The sequence below is a fragment of the Mesorhizobium sp. WSM4815 genome, assembly GCF_055811575.1.
The window spans coordinates 547,792-567,668 of record NZ_JBVVQS010000102.1 but is presented as its reverse complement, the minus strand read 5'-3'; the positions used below and the strand labels follow the sequence as shown (position 1 = coordinate 567,668).

Below are 19,877 nucleotides of genomic sequence, written 5' to 3'. Positions count from 1 at the left end.
CTCCTCAGGCCCCCGCCGTATAAGCGGCAATTGCCGCCATGTTGACGATGTCGCTGTCCTTGGCGTTGAGCGAGACGATCTGAACCGGCTTGTCCAGGCCGACCAGCAGCGGGCCGATGACGGTCGAGCCGCCGAGCTCCTGCAGCATCTTGGTCGAGATCGAGGCCGAGTGGAATGCCGGCATGATCAGCACATTGGCTGGGCCGGTCAGCCGGATGAACGGGTATTGCGCCATGGCGCGTGCGCTGAGCGCCACGTCGGCTGCCATCTCGCCGTCATACTCGAAATCGACGCGCCGCTTGTCGAGGATGCGCACCGCTTCCTGGATGCGTTCGGAGCGCTCGCCCTGCGGATGGCCGAAGGTGGAATAGGCAAGCATGGCCAGCCGCGGCTCATAACCCATGCGGCGGGCAAAGCCGGCGGCCTCCTCGGCGATGTCGGCGATCTGTTCGGCATTCGGCATATCGTGCACGGCGGTGTCGGCGACGATCACGGTTCGGCCCCGCGCCAGCACGATCGAGGCGCCGATCACGCGGTGGCCGGGCTTGGCGTCGATGATGCGGCGGATGTCGTCGAGCGCCGTCGAGTAGTTGCGGGTGACGCCGGTGACGATGCCATCGGCATCGCCCAGCGCCACCATGCAGGCGGCGAAATGGTTGCGGTCGGTGTTGATCAGGCGCTGGCAGTCGCGAAACAGGAAGCCCTTGCGCTGCATACGCTCGTACAGATAGTCGGTGTAGACGCCGTTGCGGCGCGACAGCCTGGCATTGATGATCTCGATGCCTTGCTTGTTCAGTTCGATGCCGGCGTTCCTGGCGTTCTCCTTGATGATGTCGTCGCGGCCCAGCAGGATGGCGGTGCCGAGCCGCTGGTTCACATAGGAGACGGCGGCGCGCATCACCTGCTCCTCCTCGCCCTCGGCGAAAACGATGCGCTTGGGCTGGCGGCGCACGCGGTCGTAGATGCGCTGAAGGGTCGAGGCGATCGGATCGCGGCGGGCGGAAAGCTCCTGCGCGTAGCGGTCGAGGTCGAGGATCGGCTTGCGCGCGACGCCGGATTCCATCGCGGCCTTGGCAACCGCGATCGGAATGGCCGAGATCAGGCGCGGGTCGAACGGCACCGGGATGATGTAGTTGGGGCCGAATTTCGGCCGCATGCCCTGGTAGGCGGCGGCGACGTCGTCGGGTACATCCTGGCGCGCCAGTTCGGCGAGCGCACGCGCCGCGGCGATCTTCATGTCGTCATTGATGGTGGTCGCCCGCACGTCCAGCGCGCCGCGGAAGATGTAAGGGAAGCCGAGCACGTTGTTGACCTGGTTCGGATAGTCCGAACGGCCGGTGGCCATGATGGCATCGGCGCGGATTTCGGCGACTTCCTCCGGCGTGATCTCCGGATCGGGGTTGGCCATGGCGAAGATGATCGGCTTCTCGGCCATGGACTGCACCATCTTGGTGGTCAGCGCGCCCTTGGCTGAGAGGCCGAGGAACACGTCGGCACCGTCGATCGCCTCGGCCAGCGAGCGTGCGTCGGTCTTGACGGCATGCGCCGACTTCCACTGGTTCATGCCTTCGGTGCGGCCCTGGAAGACGACACCTTTGGTGTCGCACAGGATGATGTTTTCGGGCGCAAAGCCCATCGCCTTCATCAGCTCGATGCAGGCGACGCCGGCGGCACCGGCGCCATTGCAGACCATTTTGGTGGTCTTCATGTCGCGACCGGTGATTTCCAGCGCGTTGATCAGGCCGGCCGCCGAAATGATGGCGGTGCCGTGCTGGTCGTCATGAAAGACCGGTATGTCCATAAGTTCGCGCAGCCGCTGCTCGATGATGAAGCACTCCGGCGCCTTGATGTCTTCCAGATTGATACCGCCGAACGACGGCCCAAGGAAACGCACGCAATTGATGAACTCTTCGGCATCCTCGGTGTCGACCTCGAGATCGATCGAATCGACATCGGCGAAGCGCTTGAACAGCACCGCCTTGCCTTCCATCACCGGCTTGGCGGCCAGCGCGCCGAGATTGCCGAGGCCGAGGATGGCGGTGCCGTTTGAGATGACGGCGACCATGTTGCCGCGCGCCGTGTAGTCGAAGGCGCGGCTGGGATCCTCGGCAATGGCAAGCACCGGAACCGCGACGCCCGGCGAATAGGCGAGGCTTAGGTCACGCTGGGTGGCCATCGGCTTGGTGGCGACGATCTCCAGCTTGCCCGGGCGGCCCATGGCGTGGAATTCCAGCGCCTCCTGCGCACTGACGGAGGGGCCGTTGCTTTCGGTTTTCTTGGCCATGATGCTTTCGATTTCCTCACCCGTGCAGCACCTCGTTGAGACGGGCGCGGTGCTTTCTTTTGTGGAACGTTCGGGATTAAGGCTACACTTCGCCGCTGTAAACCGCCAAGCAGATGGCTTGGGAAATTTTGGAAGCAACTTCTTGAACGACGAAACGCCCATTCGCAGCGACAGCGCTACGCCGGCCTTTGCGCCGGCAACGCCGATGATGGAGCAGTATATCGAGATCAAGGCGGCGAACCCGGATTCGCTGCTGTTCTACCGCATGGGCGATTTCTACGAGCTGTTCTTCGACGACGCCGAGAAGGCGAGCCGGGCGCTCGGCATCGTCCTGACCAAGCGTGGCAAGCACCAGGGCCTCGACATCCCGATGTGCGGCGTACCGGTGCATGCCGCCGACGATTATCTGCAGAAGCTGATTGGACAAGGGTTCCGCGTCGCCGTCTGCGAGCAGATCGAGGATCCGGCAGAGGCGAAGAAACGCGGCGGCAAATCGGTGGTGCGCCGCGACGTGGTGCGGCTGGTAACGCCCGGCACCATCACCGAGGACAAATTGCTGGCGCCGTCGGAATCGAGTTTCTTGATGGCACTTGGCCGGGTCAAGGGCGGAGCCGAACAAAGAAGCGGGGAGCGCGGCAGCTCGACAGGGAACCAAGGAAGTTTTGCGCTGGCCTGGATCGAGATCTCGACCGGCGCCTTCCGCGTTGCCGAGACCAGCGCCGACCGGCTGCTCGCCGATGTCTTTCGCGTCGAGCCACGCGAACTGATCGTCGCCGAACCGGTGTTTTACGATCCAGAGCTGAAACCGGTGTTCGATGTGCTCGGCCGCATCGCCAGTCCGCAGCCGCCGAGCCTGTTCGACTCGGCGTCGGCCGCGGGCCGCATCGCCCGTTTCTTCGAGGTGGCGACGCCGGACAGTTTCGGCACGTTTTCCCGCGCCGAGCTGTCGGCGATCTCAGGCGCAATCGCCTATGTCGAGAAGACGCAGAAGGCCGAGCGGCCGCCGCTGTCGCGGCCCGAGCGCGAGGAGCAGGGTTCGACGCTGTTCATCGATCCGGCGACACGCGCCAATCTGGAACTGCTGCGCACGCTGTCCGGCAGCCGCGAGGGTTCGCTGTTGAAGGCGATCGACCGCACGGTGACCGGCGGCGGCGCGCGGCTGCTCGCCGATCGGCTGATGGCGCCGCTGACCGATCCGGCGGCAATTGGCGCAAGGCTGGATTCGGTGTCGTTCTTCCGGTCCGAGACACGGCTGTGCCAGGCGGTGCGGGCGAGCCTGAAGAGCGTCGCCGACATGCCACGCGCGCTGTCGCGGCTGGCGCTCAACCGCGGCGGCCCGCGCGATCTCGGCGTGCTGCGTGCCGGGTTCGAGGCAGCCGGCGCTATTGCCGAACTGTTTGCGGCGACCGCCCTGCCGCCAGAATTGGCGGCGGCGCTGGCGGCGATCGAAGCGCTGCCGCGCCCGCTGGCCGAGCATCTGACACGGGCGCTCGCCGACGAGCTGCCGCTGCTCAAGCGCGACGGCGGCTTCGTCCGTTCCAGCTACAACGCCGAGCTCGACGAGATGCGGGCGCTGCGCGATGAATCGCGCAAGGTGATCGCCGGGCTGGAGCGCTCGCTGATCGACGAAACCGGCATCCGCTCGCTGAAAATCCGGCACAACAATGTGCTTGGCTACTACATCGAAGTCACCGCCAACAACCATGCGATCATGACGAGCAGCGACGGGGCGAAGGCGCGCTTCATCCATCGCCAGACCATGGCCAACGCCATGCGCTTCACCACGACCGAACTGGCCGAGCTGGAATCGAAGATCGCCAATGCCGCCGACCGGGCGCTGGCGATCGAGCTTGCCGCCTTCGACAGGCTGACGGCGGAAGCCGTTGGCGAGGCGGACAAGATCCGCGCCGGCGCCGAAGCACTCGCCGTGCTCGACGTGTCGGCGGCACTGGCGCTGCTTTCCGAAAGCGACGCCTGGTGCCGGCCGGTGGTGGACGCGAGCCTCGCCTTCGCCATTTCGGGCGGGCGGCATCCGGTGGTGGAACAGTCGCTGCGGCGTTCGGGCGAAGGACCGTTCGTCGCCAATGATTGCGATCTGTCGCCGGAAGGCAATGCCAAAAACGGCGCGATCTGGCTGCTGACCGGCCCCAATATGGGCGGCAAATCGACCTTCCTCAGGCAGAACGCGCTGATCGCCATCCTCGCCCAGACCGGCTCCTTCGTGCCGGCGGCCTCAGCCCATATCGGCGTTGTCGACCGGCTGTTTTCACGTGTCGGCGCCTCGGACGACCTGGCGCGCGGCCGCTCGACCTTCATGGTCGAGATGGTCGAAACGGCGGCGATCCTCAACCAGGCCGGCGAACGCGCGCTGGTGATCCTCGACGAGATCGGCCGCGGCACCGCCACCTTCGACGGCCTGTCGATCGCCTGGGCGGCGGTCGAGTATCTGCACGAAAAAAACCGCTGCCGGGCGATCTTCGCCACCCATTTCCACGAAATGACTGCGCTGGCCAGCAAGCTCGCTCGACTGCACAATGTCACCATGCGGGTCAAGGAATGGGAAGGCGACGTGGTCTTCCTGCACGAGGTCGGCAAGGGTGCCGCCGACCGCTCCTACGGCGTGCAGGTGGCGCGTCTGGCCGGCTTGCCGGAGGCGGTGGTCGGGCGGGCCAGGGAAGTGCTGCACCAACTGGAAGCTGGCGAGGTTTCGGGCAAGGCCAACCGGCTGGTCGACGATCTGCCGCTGTTTTCGGTGGCGGTGAAACGGGAAACGCCGAAGCCGGTGAAGGACGACGCACTGGGCGCCGCGCTCGGCGCGATCAACCCCGACGAGATGACGCCGCGGGAGGCGCTGGAGGCGCTGTATCGGCTGAAGGGAATGGCGGGGAAATAGCTGGGCCTCGTCCGCTCCCATCCCTCAAATCATCTGCAGGCCCTGCTTGCGCCGCGGCGGTGGGAAGGCGCGGTCGATTTCGGTGAAATCCTCACGCGTAAGCTCGATGTCGAGCGCCGCGACATTCTGGCGGATATGCTCCTGCTTGCTGGCCTTTGGAATGGCGATGACGCCGTCCTGTGCCATCACCCAGGCCAGCGCCAGCTGAGCCGGCGTCGCATCGTGGCGGGCGGCGATGGCTTCGAGGCTGGCGTTGCGCGCCAATACGCCCTGGTCGACCGGCGAATAGGCCATCAGCGGAATGCCGCGCTGCCGGCTCCAGGGCGCAAGGTCGAATTCGGGGCCGCGCTGGGACAGATTGTAGAGGATCTGGTTGGTCTGGACGCCGTCGCCGGCCGGCAGGCTGACCAGTTCCTCCATCTCATGAGTGTCAAAATTGCTGACGCCCCAATGGCGGATCTTGCCGGCTTTTTTCAACGCTTCGAAGGCCTCGACCGTTTCCGCCAGCGGCACGCTGCCGGGCCAGTGCAGCAGATAGAGATCGATGCGGTCGGTGCGCAGATGCCTGAGGCTTGCCTCGCAGGCAGCCGGCACGCCGGTGCGCGAGGCGTTGGATGGCAGCACCTTGGAGACCAGGAACACCTCGTCGCGGCGCCCGGCTATAGCATCCGCCACCACTTCCTCGGCGCCACCGCTGGCATACATTTCGGCGGTGTCGATCAGCGTCATGCCGAGATCCAGCCCAAGCTTCAGGGCATTGACCTCATCGGCATGGCGGCGGGCGTCCTCGCCCATTTTCCAGGTGCCTTGACCCAGCACGGGAACGGCTTCGCCCGAGGGCAATGTTGTGGTTCTTATCGTTGACGGCATGGCGTGCTCCAGTCGAGGCCCGATGGCTGATGCTACTTCACCGGATGGGCGGCCAGCCAATCCTGCATCCGCTTGATCTCGGCTTCCTGCGCCGCGATCACCGCTTCGGCCAGCTTGCGCATTTCCGGATCCTTGCCATTGGCAAGCTCGACCTTGGCCATGTCGATAGCCGCCTGGTGATGCGGGATCATGCCGCGGGCGAAATCGACATCGGCATTGCCGGAATATTCGATCGCCGTCATCGCGGTGTGCATTTTGTCCATCGCCGCCTTGTAGCTGTCGGTCGAGGCACCCTGCGCGCCCATCGCCCCCATGTCGTGCGCCCCCATGTCGTGTTTCGTCTCCTGGGCTTGCGACGGAATGCTTTCCAGGAAAACCGCAAGCAGCATTCCGGCCGCCATCAGCAGCAGCACGATCTTCTTGGCCAACGTCATTCATGATCTCCTTTTTGAACGAGTTCCTATCTGGGGACTTGGCTCAGAGTTTCAACATCCTGAGCCGCAACGCGTTGGTGATCACCGACACCGAGGACAGGCTCATCGCCGCTGCCGCAATCATCGGCGACAACAGCGTGCCGGTGAGCGGATAGAGCACGCCGGCGGCGACCGGCACGCCAAGCACGTTGTAGAGGAAGGCGAAGAACAGGTTCTGGCGGATGTTGCGGATCGTCGCCTGGGCGAGCGTGCGGGCCAGAACGATGCCGTTGAGATCGCCTTGACCAGCGTGATCCCGGCGCTTTCGACCGCGACATCGGCGCCGGTGCCCATGGCGATGCCGACATCGGCGGCGGCCAGCGCCGGCGCGTCGTTGACGCCGTCGCCGGCCATGGCGACGCCGCCGCCGCTGGCGCGCAACTCTTCGACCAGCGCGCTCTTCTGTTGCGGCAGCAGGCCGGCACGCACCTCGTCAATGCCGAGTTTGCTTGCGATGGCTTTCGACGAGGTCGACGATCCGCGCCAGCGTGGTTTCGGCGCCGATCCTCTCGGCGCGCATGATCAGCGAACCGTTCTTGTTGAGCGTGCCGCCGGTGACGGAATCGCCTTCAGTCTTTTCGACCGGCAGAGGCTCGCCGGACAGCATCGATTCGTCGACGGAAGAGCGGCCGTCCAGCACCATGCCGTCGACCGGCACGGCATCGCCGGGGTGGATGCGCAGGCGGTCGCCGGCCTTGACCGTGTCGAGCGGCACGTCGTTTTCGGAACCGTCCTCGCCGATCAGCCGCGCGGTCTTCGGCGCGAGGTCGAGCAGCGCGCGAATCGCCGAGCCGGTTTTTTCACGGGCGCGCAATTCCAGCACCTGGCCGAGGAAAACCAGCGCCACGATGACGGCGGCTGCCTCGAAATAGACCGGGACCGTGCCCTCATGACCGCGGAACTGATGCGGAAATATATCGGGGAACAGCGCGGCGGCGACGCTGTAGAGATAGGCGGCACCAACGCCGAGCGAAATCAGCGTCCACATGTTGGGGCTGCGGTTGAGAACCGATTCCCAGCCGCGATGGAAGAAAGGAAAAGCCGCCCACAGCACAACCGGGCTGGCCAGCGCCAATTCCACCCAGATCTTGGTCGAATCCTCGATGAAGGCGCTAAACGTCAGGCCGAGCATCGGCGCCATGGCGAAGATCAGCAATCGCACCGACAACACGGCGCTCACCCAGAAGCGCCTGGTGAAATCGACCAGTTCCGGGTTCGGGCCCTCGGCGCCGGTCGGCACGCCATCGGTTCCAGCGCCATCCCGCAGATCGGGCAGGCGCCTGACTTGTCGCGGACGATTTCTGGATGCATCGGACAGGTGTATTGCGTGCCTTTCGGCATCGCCTGCTGCTCCGGCCTGTCGCCAAGATACTTTGCCGGCTCCGCCTCAAGTGCGGCAGGAGGCGATCATCCGGTTTCGACTGCCGTGGAGAGCCTGTCTGTCCGCCCCATACCCAGCGCCGCGAAAACGCGCTATAGACGCCGCCAAAACGGCGAGGCCGAACGGCACTTATGGCAAGAATCTCTCTAAAGCTCGACGAACTGATCGACGGCGAAGCCTTGCGCCGCGAGATGACCGCGCTGACTGCGGCCACGGCAGGCGACGGCTCCGGCGAGGCTGCGCGTGCCGGTGTTCTCCAGCTTCTCAAGGGCAGGCTGGCCGCCGGCCGCAGCATCGCCGAACGCATGCTGATGGACGACGGCAGCGGCACTGCCTGCGCCGCCCGGCTGTCGCATCTCATGGACGAAATCATCCGCGCGCTCTACGAGTTCGCCGCCACCCACGTCTATCGCGTCAAGAACCCGTCATCGGCCGAACGCATGGCCGTCGTCGCGGTCGGCGGCTATGGTCGCGGCACGCTGGCGCCGGGATCTGATATCGATCTGCTCTTCCTGCTGCCCTACAAGCAGACCCCATGGGGCGAGCAGATCGTCGAATACATGCTCTACGTGCTGTGGGACCTGGGACTGAAGGTCGGTCACGCCACCCGCAACATCGACGAATGCCTGCGGCAGTCGCGCACCGACATCACCATCCGCACCTCGATCCTGGAGGCGCGTTTCCTGTGGGGCGAGCAGAAGCTCTATGACGAGCTCTTGCAGCGCTTCGACCGCGAGGTGGTGCGCACGACCGGACCCGAATATGTGCAGGCCAAGCTTGCCGAACGCGACGAGCGTCATGCCAAGGCCGGCGAAAGCCGCTATCTGGTCGAACCCAACGTCAAGGACGGCAAGGGCGGCCTGCGCGACCTGCAGACGCTGTTCTGGATCGGCAAGTATTTCTACCGGGTCCGCACCGGCGAGGAACTGGTCGACAAGGGCGTCTTCACCGGCACCGAATACCGGGAATTCCAGAAGGCCGAGGACTTCCTGTGGGCGGTGCGCTGCCACATGCATTTCCTCACCGGCAAGGCCGAGGAGCGGCTGCATTTCGACATCCAGCGCGAGATCGCCGAGCGGCTGGGCTACACCACACATCCGGGCCTGTCGGCGGTCGAGCGCTTCATGAAGCATTACTTCCTCGTCGCCAAGGACGTCGGCGATCTGACCCGCATCTTCTGCGCGGCGCTCGAGGAAGAGCAGGCCAAGCATGTGCCGGGCTTCAACCGCATCTTTCTCACCTTCTCGCGCCGCAAGCGCAAGCTTGCCGGCACGTCCGATTTCATTGTCGACAACCATCGCATCAACATCGCCGACGACCTGGTGTTCGAGCGCGATCCGGTCAATCTCCTGCGGCTGTTCTGGTTCGCCGACAAGCACGGGCTGGAATTTCACCCCGATGCGCTGAAGCTGCTGACCCGTTCGCTCGGCCTCGTCGGCAAGGCGCTCAGGCGCGACGAGGAAGCCAACCGGCTGTTCCTCGACATATTGACGTCGGACCGCAATGCCGAACTCAATCTCAGGCGCATGAACGAGGCGGGACTGCTGGCAAAGCTGATCCCGGATTTCGGCAAGATCGTCGCCATGATGCAGTTCTCGCTGTACCACCACTATACGGTGGACGAGCACCTGATCCGCTGTATCGGCGTGCTAGCCGAGATCGAGCGCGGCGACGGTGAAAAGATCCACCCGCTTGCCCACTCGCTGATGCCGGGGCTGAAGAAAAGTCGCGAGGCGCTCTATGTCGCGGTCCTGCTGCACGATATCGCCAAGGGCCGGCCGGAGGACCATTCCGAAGCGGGCGCCCGGATCGCGCGGCGGATCTGCCCGCATATGGGGCTGTCGGCGGCCGACACCGAAACGGTCGCCTGGCTGGTCGAGAATCATCTCGTCATGTCAATGACCGCGCAGACCCGCGACCTCAACGACCGCAAGACGATCGAGGACTTTTCCGCGATCGTGCAGTCGGTCGAACGGCTGAAGCTGCTGCTCGTCCTGACCGTCTGCGATATCAGAGGCGTCGGGCCTGGCGTCTGGAACGGCTGGAAGGGGCAGTTGCTGCGCACGCTCTACTACGAGACCGAATTGCTGTTGACCGGCGGGTTTTCGGAGGTGTCGCGTGCGATGCGCACCGCGGCCGCCCGCGAAAAGCTGGCCGAGGCGCTCGCCGATTGGCCGGAAAAGGCCCGCAAGCGCTATGTCGCCAAGCACTATGAGAATTATCTGCTGGCGGTCGATCTCGCCGACCAGCTTCGCCACGCCGAATTCATCCGCGAGGCGGATGCGGCGGGCAAGAAGCTCGCCACGATGATCAAGACCCATCAGTTCGAGGCGGTGACCGAGATCACCGTGCTGGCGCAGGACCATCCCCGCCTGCTGTCGGTCATTGCCGGCGCCTGTGTGGCGGCCGGCGGCAACATTGTCGACGCGCAGATCTTCACCACCTCCGATGGCCGCGCGCTGGACACCATCCTGATCTCGAGGGAATTCGACCGCGACGAGGACGAGCGCCGCCGCGCCGAGCGCGTCGGCCGTCTGATCGAGGACGTGCTGTCGGGCAAGAGCTGGCTGCCGGAGATGATCGAGAAACGCACCAAGCCGCGGCGCGGCGCCAAGGTCTTCCGCATCCAGCCGCGCGCCGAAATCCGCAACACGCTGTCGAACCGGTTCTCGGTGATCGAGGTCGAGGGGCTGGATCGGCCGGGCCTGCTGTCCGAGATCACCGGGGCGTTGTCCGACCTGTCGCTCGACATCGCCTCGGCCCACATCACCACCTTCGGCGAAAAGGTCATCGACACCTTCTATGTCACCGATCTCACCGGCCAGAAGATCGACAGCCCGACGCGGATGGCCGCCATCCAAAACAGGCTGATCAAGGTCCTCGAAGGCACCGTGCCCGAGCGCGGCGGCAAGGCCAAGGCCGCGGCCGAGTGACAGCCACCATTCATTTGTCCCAATCCTGCAGGCAGTCTCCAGACGCATGAGCCTTGTCAAAAAGTTCGCGACGGTCGCTTCCGGCACGCTGATGAGCCGCGCCCTCGGTTTTGGCCGTGAGATGCTGATGGCGGCCGCGCTCGGCACCGGGCCGATCGCCGACGCCTTCAACGCCGCCTTCCAGTTTCCCAACACCTTCCGGCGGCTGTTTGCCGAAGGCGCCTTCAACGCCGCCTTCGTGCCGCTCTTCGCCAAGGAGATCGAAACCCACGGCACCGATGGCGCCAAGCGCTTTTCCGAAGAGGTGTTCGGCGTGCTGTTCACGGCGCTGCTGGCGCTGACCATCGCCATGGAACTGGCGATGCCGCTGATCGTGCGCTACCTGGTGGCGCCGGGCTTTGCCGACTCGCCGGAAAAGTTCGAGATGACGGTCGGGCTCGCGACCATCATGTTTCCCTATCTGATCTGCATGTCGCTCGGCGCCATGATGGCCGGCATGCTGAATTCGCTGCGCCGCTATTTCGCCGCCGCGGTGGCGCCGGTGTTCCTCAACGTCATCCTGATCGGCGTGCTCGCCTATGCCTGGCACAAGGGATCGGACGCGCGCACCGTTGGCTTCGCACTGGCTTGGGGCGTGCTGGCGGCGGGGCTGGTGCAACTGGCGATCGTCTGGGTGGCGGTGCGCCATGCCGGCATCTCGATCGGTTTCCGCCGGCCAAGGATGACGCCCAATGTCAAGCGGCTGCTGATCCTGGCGCTGCCAGCGGCGATCACCGGCGGCATCACCCAGATCAACCAGCTGATCGGCACCGCGATCGCCTCGGCGCAGGACAGTGCGGTGTCGTCGCTCGCCTATGCCGATCGCATCTACCAGCTGCCGCTCGGCGTCGTCGGCATCGCCGTCGCAATCGTGCTTCTGCCCGAACTGTCGCGGGCGCTGAAGTCGGGCAATCTGATCGAGGCGGCCAATCTGCAAAACCGGTCGGTGGAGTTCACGCTGTTCCTGACCTTGCCGGCGGCGGCGGCACTGCTGGTCCTGGCGGAGCCGATCGTCGGGCTGGTCTACGAACGCGGAGCATTTGCCGCAAACAACTCGACGCCGATCGTGGCGGCGATCCTGGCGATCTTCGGCTTGGGGCTGCCGGCCTTCGTGCTGATCAAGGCGTTCACCCCCGGCTATTTCGCTCGCGAGGACACACGCACGCCGATGATCTTCGCCGCGATCTCGGTGGCGGTGAACATCACCACCGCGCTGACGCTGTTTCCGCAGATGGGCGCGCCGGGCATCGCCGTCGCCTCGGCCGTCGCCGGCTGGGTCAATGCGCTGATGCTGCTCGGCGTGCTGATCCGGCGCGGCCATTGGGGCCGCGACGTGCCGCTCATGAGACGCATCCCACGGCTGGTGCTGTCGGCCGCGGTGATGGCGGCGGCGCTGTATTTTGCCGAACACTGGTTTGCCGCCAGCCTCGCTTCCGGCTCGCCGCTGGTGGTCAAGACTGCAACGCTGCTTGGGCTCGTCGCCGGCGGGGCGCTGCTTTATTTCGTCACCGCCTTCGCCATCGGGGGGGCGGTTTTCGGCATGATCCGGCGCAATATCAGGCGGAAGGGCTCCCCTTCGACCAGGGAATAGTCTCCAGATCCGTAAACCTGACCGTAGCGACCCCGTCGACAAGCATCAGTCTTCGCCGGACAATTCGTCATAGACCGGGCGCGGCAGCGGCTTACGCGCCTGCTTGGTAAGTTCGATCCCGAATTCGGCCCGAAGCCGCGCCGCTGTCTCCAGCGGCGTCTCGCGGCCATGTCGGTGCTCCAAAGCTTTCTCGTTTGAGATGGTCATCCATTTCTCGTCAGATGGTTTGGAGAATATGCTCCTATCATGCCATATCGATGTTAAGCCGAGACAGGCGCTATAGGCGCAGCGCCAACAACATCGAACAAGCAATCCGACCTGAAGCAATCGCTCTGCTGCGATCGCCTGCAGCCCCTTGATCGTCTACTCGCTCTCGTCCATAAGCGCGCCGTCGCAAGACTTTCGCCGCGCGCGAAACGGCCCTCCACAAGCCAGGGAAACACCATGACTGACGCCAATCAGCCTGCCTTCAAGCCCCTCGTTTTTTCCGGCGTCCAGCCGACCGGCAATCTGCACCTCGGCAACTATCTCGGCGCCATCAAGAAATTCGTTGCCCTGCAGGACACCTCCGATTGCATCTATTGCGTCGTCGACCTGCATTCGCTGACCGCGCAGCTTGTCCATGAGGATCTCAAGGACCAGACGCGCGCGATCACCGCGGCGTTTCTCGCCTCCGGCATCGACCCGAAGAAGCACATCGTCTTCAACCAGTCGCGGGTCATGCAGCACGCCGAGCTTGCCTGGATCTTCAACTGCGTGGCCCGCATCGGCTGGATGAACCGGATGACGCAGTTCAAGGACAAGGCCGGCAAGGATCGCGAGAACGCCTCTCTTGGGCTGCTTGCCTATCCGAGCCTGATGGCGGCCGACATCCTCGTCTACCGCGCCACCCATGTGCCGGTCGGCGACGACCAGAAGCAGCATCTGGAGCTGACACGCGACATCGCGCAAAAATTCAACAACGACTTTTCGGACCGCATCGCCGGCCTTGGCGTCGGCGTCGAGATGAAGGTCGGCGAGGAGACCGTGAACGGTTATTTCCCGCTGACCGAACCGATCATCGGCGGACCGGCGGCGCGCATCATGTCGCTACGCGACGGCTCGAAGAAAATGTCGAAGTCGGATCCGTCGGACCTGTCGCGCATCAATCTGACCGACGATGCCGACAGCATCTCGAAGAAGATCCGCAAGGCCAAGACCGACCCGGAGGCGTTGCCTGGCGAATTGGACGGCCTGGCCGGCCGGCCGGAAGCCGAAAACCTGGTCGGCATCTATGCGGGTCTCGCCGAGATATCGAAGGAGGCGGTGCTGAAAGAGTTCGGCGGCCAGCAGTTTTCGGTGTTCAAGCCGGCGCTGGCCGACCTTGCCGTGGAAAAGCTGGCGCCGGTCGCCGGCGAAATGCGCCGCATTTCCGACGACCGCGCCTATGTCGACGCGGTGCTCAGGGATGGCGGCGAGCGGGCCGGCCTGCTGGCCGAGGCGACGATGAAGACCGTGCGCGACATCATCGGCCTGCTGCAGGGTTAATCTGCAGCCAATATCGCTACATCCGCCGGTCGCTTGCGGCCGGGCCGTGGCGGTGGCAGATTGCGACCGAAACCATTTGAGGTAGAATATGGTCTCCAAACGCCTCAGCCGCGAAGCCGGCCATCGCCGCAAGTTTTTGGCGATTATCGACGACACGCCCGAATGCGAACGGGCCGTCGTCTACGCCTCGAAGCGCGCGCAGAGCACCAGCGGCGTGCTGGTGCTGCTCTATGTGATCGAGCCGGACGATTTCCAGCATTGGCTGGGTGTCGAGAAGATCATGCGCGAGGAGGCCACCGCCACCGCGCGCGCCGCACTGGACAGCTATGCCAACAAGGTGCGCCAGAAGCTCGGCATCGAGCCGGAACTGGTGGTGCGCGAAGGCAAGCCGACGGAAGAGATCCACAAATTGATCGAGGAGGACCAGGATATCGCCATCCTCGTGCTGGCCGCCGGCGCCGGCAAGGAGGGGCCGGGCCCGCTGGTCGGCGCGGTCGCCGGCAAGGGCGCCGCCTTCCCGATCCCGGTGACAGTGGTGCCGCAGAACCTGTCAGACGAAGAAATCGACAGCCTGGCCTAAGGTGTGTTGCAGAAGACCGCAAAAACATTCTCCCAGCCAGCCGTTCCGGCGATGGCTTTCGCTTGAATGTCCTGCCGATAGGGCCTATTTAGAATTATTCCAAACTATATGCCCGAACGGGCTCGGAGACGTCCATGTTTATCCAGACCGAATCGACGCCAAATCCGGCGACATTGAAGTTCCTGCCCGGCAAGGAAGTGCTTGTCGAAGGCACCGCCGATTTCCGCGATGCCGACAGCGCTGCCGCGGCTTCGCCGCTGGCCGGCCGGCTGTTCGAGATCCCCGGCGTGACCGGCGTCTTCTTCGGCTATGATTTCGTCACCGTGACCAAGGACGGCCCCGACTGGCAGCATCTGAAGCCGGCGATCCTCGGCGCCATCATGGAGCACTTCATGTCCGGCGCGCCGGTCATGGCCAGGGCCGGCCCCGCCGCCGAGACCAGCCAGACCGGCGAATTCTACGACAAGGCCGACGAGGAACTGGTCATCACCATCAAGGAACTGCTCGACACGCGGGTGCGTCCGGCCGTCGCCCAGGACGGTGGCGACATCACCTTCCGCGGCTTCGAGAACGGCACCGTGTTCCTGCACATGAAGGGTGCCTGCGCCGGCTGCCCGTCGTCGACGGCGACGCTCAAGCATGGCATCCAGAACCTGCTCCGGCATTTTGTGCCCGAGGTGCAGCAGGTCGAACAGGTCTCTTAAGATCAAAGGACGTCAATTCGCCCCTTCGCGCGACACAAAAAACCGGGCCAAATTGCCCGGTTTTTTGTTTTGGGACGTCAGTTGTTGCCTAGACGGTCCGCGTATGAGCTCTAGAGAACGATGACCTTGGCGCCGACGGAGGTGCGGTCGTAAAGGTCGATGATGTCCTGGTTCATCAGCCGAATGCAGCCCGACGACATCGCTTTGCCGATCGAGTTCCACTCCGGGCTGCCATGCAGGCGGTAGCCTGAATCGCCGCCCTTGTTGAACAGATACAGGGCGCGCGCGCCGAGCGGGTTGGTCAATCCGGGGTCCATGCCCCCGGCAAATTTGGCGAGTTCCGGCTGGCGCTTGATCATCGCCGATGGCGGCGTCCAGGTCGGCCATTCGCGCTTCGCGGCGATGCGGGCGGTGCCGCGCCATTCAAAACCCTCGCGGCCGACGCCGATGCCGTAACGCATCGCCTCGCCGCCGCCCATGACATAATAGAGAAACTTGTTCTGGGTATCGACGACGATGGTGCCCGGCTTTTCATCGGTGTCGTAGCTAACGATCTGCCGGCGGTACTTGAACGGCACCTTTTCAATCGGAATGCGCGGCAGTTGATAGCCTGCGTCGGTCATCGGGCCATAGTTGTTGGTGAAGATCTGCGAGCCGATGGTGCTGCAACCGGCAATTGCCGTCGACAGCGCAAGTGCCGCGACGATTGCGAATGACTTCATGCGCATGAAAAGGTCCGATGCCCCGCCCGAAAGGTAGCGGCACGAGACGGCCGCCTTGTCGCTATCATTCATGCTGGCATTTGCTTTGCTTGCCAAGCGGGCGATGCCTATATGCAGGGGCTTACATGCCGGTAAGTCCACAGCTGTGGCTTTTCGGCAACGGCTCTCATAAGATTATCTAGGAAATTCAATGGGGCGGTCCGCCAGGCCGCCCGAAGTTAGGGAACCAATCATGAATGTCGGAGATGCCGCCCAGCGTTCCGGCCTACCGGCCAAGACCATTCGCTACTATGAGGAGATCGGCCTGATCCGTCCGGCGCGGGCCGGCAACGGCTACCGCGATTATTCGGGCGACGACATCCACCGGCTGACGTTTCTGCGCCGCGCGCGCAATCTCGGCTTTTCCATCGACGACTGCCGCCAGCTGATGGCGCTCTACCAGGACCGCAGCCGCGCCAGCCATGACGTGCGCGAGATCGCCGCCGCGCATGTGAGTGCGATCGAGGAGAAGGTGCGCGAATTGCAGTCGATGCGCTCGACCCTGCAGAAGCTGATCCATGCCTGCCACGGCGATGACCGGCCGGACTGCCCGATCCTGGACGATATCGCGGGGGCGGTTTTGCCATCTGGCAAAGTCGTTCCCGCACAGGTGTGAAGGTTGCGTGGCGTCGCCAGCCGTTTTCCAGGTTAGGTTTCAGCGATCAATCGGCACCATCGATACGCTCAAGGCGACAATCGAGAAGAACGCCGCACGGGCGATTTCCTTCTTTGACGCGTTCGGGTTCCTGGCCGCTTTGATCAATTGCCTGGGTGCCATGTCAGGCGTCACGACCGGATAGGCGTCGGCCACCGCCTGCATCTCATCCGCGTTCATCATCCAAACTCCCTAAACCCACCCGCATTCGCACAATATCTCATATTACTAATGTATGAAGATGTGAATTAGGAGCCGTTGTTCTCTTTGTCCGCTCACTGAGTCGAACGCGCTAAACTGTCGGGTCTTTGACCAAATATACAATCACCTTAGGAAAGGCGCTTATTTATTCGACAATACGCCTTGGCACCGGCAACAAATCATGATTCAAGTGCGGTTGTCTTGGGGGAAACACATGATCCGCATAGCCACCGCTATAGCCGTTGCCGTCGGTGCATCGGCATGCACCAGTCAGGCGAACGTTCCTTATGATACGAGTAAAAAAACCTGTCGAATCTATGTTGAGCCAGGGACAGGTGAAAAGCGTGAACTTTGCCTGCCAGACACTCCAAATAAATACTGCGTGCGGGCTTATTATATAAATACACCGGGCGTAGAGCGGATAATGTGCGGCCCACTAACTGTCAAATCACCAACTGCCGCTGGCCGCGCTAGGCAGCTTGGAGGCAACAGATACCCGTAGGAAAAGGCGGGGCGACTATGGGGCTTTGGCAGTTCATCAAACGGCAGTTCATGGCCGTCGACTTGGGTTATGTCTATGTGTCGCTTCGCGGAGCCCATTCGTTTAGGTTCTTCATCAAGCTGGATAGAGCCGACAACAAGAAATTCGTAGAATTCAAATTTTGCCATTACGGTGCGGCCGAGGCCCTGTGCAGTTTAAGCATTGAGGAGTTCAATGACCTGGTTGACGGCGTTCTGAAAGTTAAGGCAGAGCTTGAAACGCCCCTACCCAACAGCGCGACCCAACCATCGGGGAATGGCAGGGGTAGCGCTTAGGAAACGATGGCTCCTAAAGGAGCCATTTGATAGCTCCTAGAATTGCCACGACGATAGCTGCGATTGCGTATTCCCGCCCTGGCTTAACCTGGGCACGAAGTCGCGGGGAAATCGACCTGCCAGCAGGACGCCAACCCCGCCCCGTTCTGCAATACAGGTTGTCAAATGCACAGCTGCCATCAAGAAACGGGTTCAAACCGTGAACAAAGTCTGACATGATGCCGCCATGCCAATCATCTCACCTGTACCCCTCAATCCGCTGATCGACGGCCGCCAGTCGGAGCGCGCGATGCTGGTTCGGCGTGGCGTGCAGCGGCTGCTCAGGGAGATGGGCGCGCATGTGCTGCCGGAACTGTCGCTGGCGACCGGGCGCCGCGCCGACCTCGTCGCGCTGACCCGCCAGGGCGACATCTGGATCATCGAGATCAAATCCTCGATCGAGGATTTCAGGGTCGACCGCAAATGGCCGGACTACCGGCTGCACTCCGACCGATTTTTTTTCGCCACCCATCCCGGCGTGCCGTCGGAGATCTTTCCGCAGGAATGCGGCTTTATCCTTTCCGACGGCTACGGCGCCGAAATCCTGCGCGATGCGCCCGAGCACCGCATGGCGGCGGCGACGCGCAAGGCGCTGATGCTGAGGATCGCGCGGGCCGGAGCAGCGCGGCTGCTCGCGGCGGAACTTGCCGGCGTGGCGGTGCCGGCGCTGGAGGGCGAGAGCGAGTAGAGGGTTTTCGGATCCCCCTGTAACCTTCGACGTTTGCGCTGCCCCTCATCTGCCTGCCGGCATCTTCTCCCCGTGAACGGGGAGAAGGGGCGCTGGCCGCAACCTCTGCACCCTTTCTGCAACGCTGGAGATTGGCGAAATCTTTTGCGAAGGCGTCTTTCTCCCCGTCTCTAAACGGGGAGAAATGCCCGGCAGGGCAATGAGGGGCGGCGCAACGTTCGTCGGCTACTCTTCCTCTTGGTCCATCCCATTCGCTGCCGGCGCCATCAGCAGCACGGCGGCGCCGAGGATGGCGGCGATGAAGGAGCCGGCGAGGATGCCGACTTTCACCGCGTCCTGGAGTTCGACATTGCTGGCGAAGGCGAGCAGGCCGATGAACAGGCTCATGGTGAAGCCGATGCCGCAGAGCAGCGAAATGCCGACCATGTGCAGCCAGCCGGCATTGACCGGCAGATCGGCGAGGCCGAGCCGGATGGCAAGCGCAGAAGAACCGAACACGCCGACCAGCTTGCCGGCGACGAGGCCGGCGGCGACGCCCAGCGTCAGCGGCTCGACCAGGGCGGCTGCGCTCAGGCCGGCCAGCGAAACACCGGCATTGGCAAAGCCGAAGATCGGGATGACGACAAACGGCACTATTCTGTGCAGGCCGTGCTCAAGCCGATGCAGCGGTGAATGGTCTGAATCCTGGCTGATGCCGGGGGTGATTTTCAAAGGTATGGTCAGGGCCAGCGCCACGCCGGCGAGCGTGGCATGGACACCCGATTTCAGCACCAGCACCCACAGGACGACACCAAGCAGGAGATAGGGCAGCAGTGTCAGCACCTTCATGCCGTTGAGCACGACGAGCAGAGCGATGACGGCGAAGGCGGCGCCGAGATAGGCGAGCGACAGGCCGCTCGTGTAGAACACCGCGATGATGATGACGGCGCCAAGGTCGTCGATGATGGCGAGCGCGGTGAGGAAGACCTTCAGCGACCCCGGCACGCGGCTGCCGAGCAGCGACAGTACGCCAAGCGCAAAGGCGATGTCGGTGGCGGTCGGGATCGCCCAGCCGGACAGGGCGGCTGGATTGTCGCGGTTGATGGCGACATAGACAAGCGCCGGCACCAGCATGCCGCCGGCAGCGGCGATGCCGGGCAGAGCGCGGCGCGGCCAGGTCGAGAGCTGGCCGTCCAGCATCTCGCGCTTGATCTCCAGGCCGACCAGCAGGAAAAACACCGCCATCAGGCCGTCATTGATCCAGTGCGATATGCTGAGCGGTCCCAGATAGGCGTGAAGGGCGTCGAAATAGGTTTCGGCCAGCGGCGAATTGGCGACGACCAGCGCCAATGCCGCGGCTGCCATCAGGACGATGCCGCCTGCCGCCTCGCTGGCCAGGAATTCGCGAAAGATGGAGATCGGCCGCGGCTTCTGGTCGTGCATGTCGTCTCCGTCGTGTCGCC

General features: G+C 63.7%; 16 protein-coding genes and 1 pseudogene. 9 read left to right on the top strand and 8 right to left on the bottom strand.

Translation table 11 applies throughout. From position 1 onward, the window contains the following. Positions 1-4 precede the first annotated feature (4 nt). Positions 5-2,284 carry an NADP-dependent malic enzyme gene (locus AC0L2B_RS31470; RefSeq protein ID WP_473748118.1) on the bottom strand — a complete coding sequence of 760 codons (2,280 nt, stop codon included), beginning with the start codon at positions 2,282-2,284 and terminating at the stop codon, positions 5-7. Between the two features lie 205 nt (positions 2,285-2,489). Here AC0L2B_RS31470 and mutS point away from each other — a divergent pair, with 205 nt between their 5' ends. Continuing rightward, a complete protein-coding gene (gene mutS, locus AC0L2B_RS31465) occupies positions 2,490-5,177 on the top strand; it encodes a DNA mismatch repair protein MutS (RefSeq protein ID WP_473748276.1) in 2,688 nt (895 codons plus the stop codon). Positions 5,178-5,201: 24 nt separating this feature from the next. Here the strand turns inward: mutS and AC0L2B_RS31460 are convergent, their stop codons facing one another. From AC0L2B_RS31460 to AC0L2B_RS31450, 3 genes and pseudogenes are all read right to left on the bottom strand, one after another. Further along, on the bottom strand, positions 5,202-6,047 hold the full coding sequence (locus AC0L2B_RS31460) for an aldo/keto reductase (protein WP_473513980.1): 846 nt from the start codon (positions 6,045-6,047) through the stop codon (positions 5,202-5,204). Between the two features lie 32 nt (positions 6,048-6,079). Continuing rightward, positions 6,080-6,481: a CopM family metallochaperone gene (gene copM, locus AC0L2B_RS31455; protein WP_128174105.1), complete on the bottom strand. Its 402-nt coding sequence runs from the start codon at positions 6,479-6,481 to the stop codon at positions 6,080-6,082. A gap of 43 nt (positions 6,482-6,524) precedes the next feature. Further along, positions 6,525-7,918, bottom strand: a pseudogene (locus AC0L2B_RS31450) (HAD-IC family P-type ATPase); the annotation flags it as partial. Positions 7,919-8,032: 114 nt separating this feature from the next. Here AC0L2B_RS31450 and AC0L2B_RS31445 point away from each other — a divergent pair. Together AC0L2B_RS31445 and murJ are read left to right on the top strand one after the other, a co-directional pair. After that, positions 8,033-10,834: a [protein-PII] uridylyltransferase gene (locus AC0L2B_RS31445; RefSeq protein WP_473748117.1), complete on the top strand. Its 2,802-nt coding sequence runs from the start codon at positions 8,033-8,035 to the stop codon at positions 10,832-10,834. 46 nt (positions 10,835-10,880) lie between these two features. Then, entirely contained in the window at positions 10,881-12,464 is a 1,584-nt protein-coding gene (gene murJ / locus AC0L2B_RS31440) for a murein biosynthesis integral membrane protein MurJ (protein ID WP_473748116.1), read from the top strand. 45 nt (positions 12,465-12,509) lie between these two features. On the opposite strand, the gene AC0L2B_RS31435 is transcribed toward murJ, so the two are convergent. After that, positions 12,510-12,671 (bottom strand): hypothetical protein, encoded by a 162-nt coding sequence (locus AC0L2B_RS31435; RefSeq protein ID WP_473748115.1) that lies wholly within the window; start codon positions 12,669-12,671, stop codon positions 12,510-12,512. Between the two features lie 237 nt (positions 12,672-12,908). Between AC0L2B_RS31435 and trpS the strand changes: the two genes are divergently transcribed. The 3 genes from trpS to AC0L2B_RS31420 all read left to right on the top strand — a co-directional run bounded on the left by trpS (position 12,909) and on the right by AC0L2B_RS31420 (position 15,275). Next, positions 12,909-13,991 (top strand): tryptophan--tRNA ligase, encoded by a 1,083-nt coding sequence (gene trpS, locus AC0L2B_RS31430; protein WP_128168326.1) that lies wholly within the window; start codon positions 12,909-12,911, stop codon positions 13,989-13,991. Between the two features lie 88 nt (positions 13,992-14,079). Further along, complete coding sequence (locus tag AC0L2B_RS31425; protein ID WP_023796709.1) at positions 14,080-14,571, top strand: universal stress protein; 492 nt, start codon at positions 14,080-14,082, stop codon at positions 14,569-14,571. Positions 14,572-14,705: 134 nt separating this feature from the next. Then, positions 14,706-15,275 (top strand): NifU family protein, encoded by a 570-nt coding sequence (locus AC0L2B_RS31420; RefSeq protein WP_023796710.1) that lies wholly within the window; start codon positions 14,706-14,708, stop codon positions 15,273-15,275. Positions 15,276-15,385: 110 nt separating this feature from the next. On the opposite strand, the gene AC0L2B_RS31415 is transcribed toward AC0L2B_RS31420, so the two are convergent. Next, the gene (locus AC0L2B_RS31415; RefSeq protein ID WP_473748275.1) at positions 15,386-16,003 is read right to left on the bottom strand and encodes a L,D-transpeptidase; all 618 of its coding nucleotides are present in this window, start codon (positions 16,001-16,003) and stop codon (positions 15,386-15,388) included. 226 nt (positions 16,004-16,229) lie between these two features. Between AC0L2B_RS31415 and cueR the strand changes: the two genes are divergently transcribed. Then, the gene (gene cueR, locus AC0L2B_RS31410) at positions 16,230-16,652 is read left to right on the top strand and encodes a Cu(I)-responsive transcriptional regulator (protein WP_128168327.1); all 423 of its coding nucleotides are present in this window, start codon (positions 16,230-16,232) and stop codon (positions 16,650-16,652) included. Between the two features lie 39 nt (positions 16,653-16,691). Here cueR and AC0L2B_RS31405 read toward each other — a convergent pair whose 3' ends face one another. Then, a complete protein-coding gene (locus tag AC0L2B_RS31405; RefSeq protein ID WP_306454924.1) occupies positions 16,692-16,874 on the bottom strand; it encodes a hypothetical protein in 183 nt (60 codons plus the stop codon). Between the two features lie 537 nt (positions 16,875-17,411). Between AC0L2B_RS31405 and AC0L2B_RS31400 the strand changes: the two genes are divergently transcribed. Together AC0L2B_RS31400 and AC0L2B_RS31395 are read left to right on the top strand one after the other, a co-directional pair. Further along, on the top strand, positions 17,412-17,708 hold the full coding sequence (locus AC0L2B_RS31400; protein WP_473748114.1) for a hypothetical protein: 297 nt from the start codon (positions 17,412-17,414) through the stop codon (positions 17,706-17,708). Between the two features lie 226 nt (positions 17,709-17,934). Further along, positions 17,935-18,435: an MmcB family DNA repair protein gene (locus AC0L2B_RS31395; RefSeq protein WP_287235089.1), complete on the top strand. Its 501-nt coding sequence runs from the start codon at positions 17,935-17,937 to the stop codon at positions 18,433-18,435. 225 nt (positions 18,436-18,660) lie between these two features. Here AC0L2B_RS31395 and nhaA read toward each other — a convergent pair whose 3' ends face one another. Continuing rightward, positions 18,661-19,857: a Na+/H+ antiporter NhaA gene (gene nhaA / locus AC0L2B_RS31390; RefSeq protein WP_473748113.1), complete on the bottom strand. Its 1,197-nt coding sequence runs from the start codon at positions 19,855-19,857 to the stop codon at positions 18,661-18,663. Positions 19,858-19,877 lie beyond the last annotated feature (20 nt).

Excerpts from the sequence above, each read along its gene's own strand:
- AC0L2B_RS31470 (WP_473748118.1), bottom strand. The coding sequence starts at position 2,284 with ATGGCCAAGAAAACCGAAAGCAACGGCCCCTCCGTCAGTGCGCAGGAG.
- mutS (WP_473748276.1), top strand. The coding sequence starts at position 2,490 with ATGATGGAGCAGTATATCGAGATCAAGGCGGCGAACCCGGATTCGCTG.
- AC0L2B_RS31460 (WP_473513980.1), bottom strand. The coding sequence starts at position 6,047 with ATGCCGTCAACGATAAGAACCACAACATTGCCCTCGGGCGAAGCCGTT.
- copM (WP_128174105.1), bottom strand. The coding sequence starts at position 6,481 with ATGACGTTGGCCAAGAAGATCGTGCTGCTGCTGATGGCGGCCGGAATG.
- AC0L2B_RS31445 (WP_473748117.1), top strand. The coding sequence starts at position 8,033 with ATGGCAAGAATCTCTCTAAAGCTCGACGAACTGATCGACGGCGAAGCC.
- murJ (WP_473748116.1), top strand. The coding sequence starts at position 10,881 with ATGAGCCTTGTCAAAAAGTTCGCGACGGTCGCTTCCGGCACGCTGATG.
- AC0L2B_RS31435 (WP_473748115.1), bottom strand. The coding sequence starts at position 12,671 with ATGACCATCTCAAACGAGAAAGCTTTGGAGCACCGACATGGCCGCGAG.
- trpS (WP_128168326.1), top strand. The coding sequence starts at position 12,909 with ATGACTGACGCCAATCAGCCTGCCTTCAAGCCCCTCGTTTTTTCCGGC.
- AC0L2B_RS31425 (WP_023796709.1), top strand. The coding sequence starts at position 14,080 with ATGGTCTCCAAACGCCTCAGCCGCGAAGCCGGCCATCGCCGCAAGTTT.
- AC0L2B_RS31420 (WP_023796710.1), top strand. The coding sequence starts at position 14,706 with ATGTTTATCCAGACCGAATCGACGCCAAATCCGGCGACATTGAAGTTC.
- AC0L2B_RS31415 (WP_473748275.1), bottom strand. The coding sequence starts at position 16,003 with ATGCGCATGAAGTCATTCGCAATCGTCGCGGCACTTGCGCTGTCGACG.
- cueR (WP_128168327.1), top strand. The coding sequence starts at position 16,230 with ATGAATGTCGGAGATGCCGCCCAGCGTTCCGGCCTACCGGCCAAGACC.
- AC0L2B_RS31405 (WP_306454924.1), bottom strand. The coding sequence starts at position 16,874 with ATGATGAACGCGGATGAGATGCAGGCGGTGGCCGACGCCTATCCGGTC.
- AC0L2B_RS31400 (WP_473748114.1), top strand. The coding sequence starts at position 17,412 with ATGGGGCTTTGGCAGTTCATCAAACGGCAGTTCATGGCCGTCGACTTG.
- AC0L2B_RS31395 (WP_287235089.1), top strand. The coding sequence starts at position 17,935 with ATGCCAATCATCTCACCTGTACCCCTCAATCCGCTGATCGACGGCCGC.
- nhaA (WP_473748113.1), bottom strand. The coding sequence starts at position 19,857 with ATGCACGACCAGAAGCCGCGGCCGATCTCCATCTTTCGCGAATTCCTG.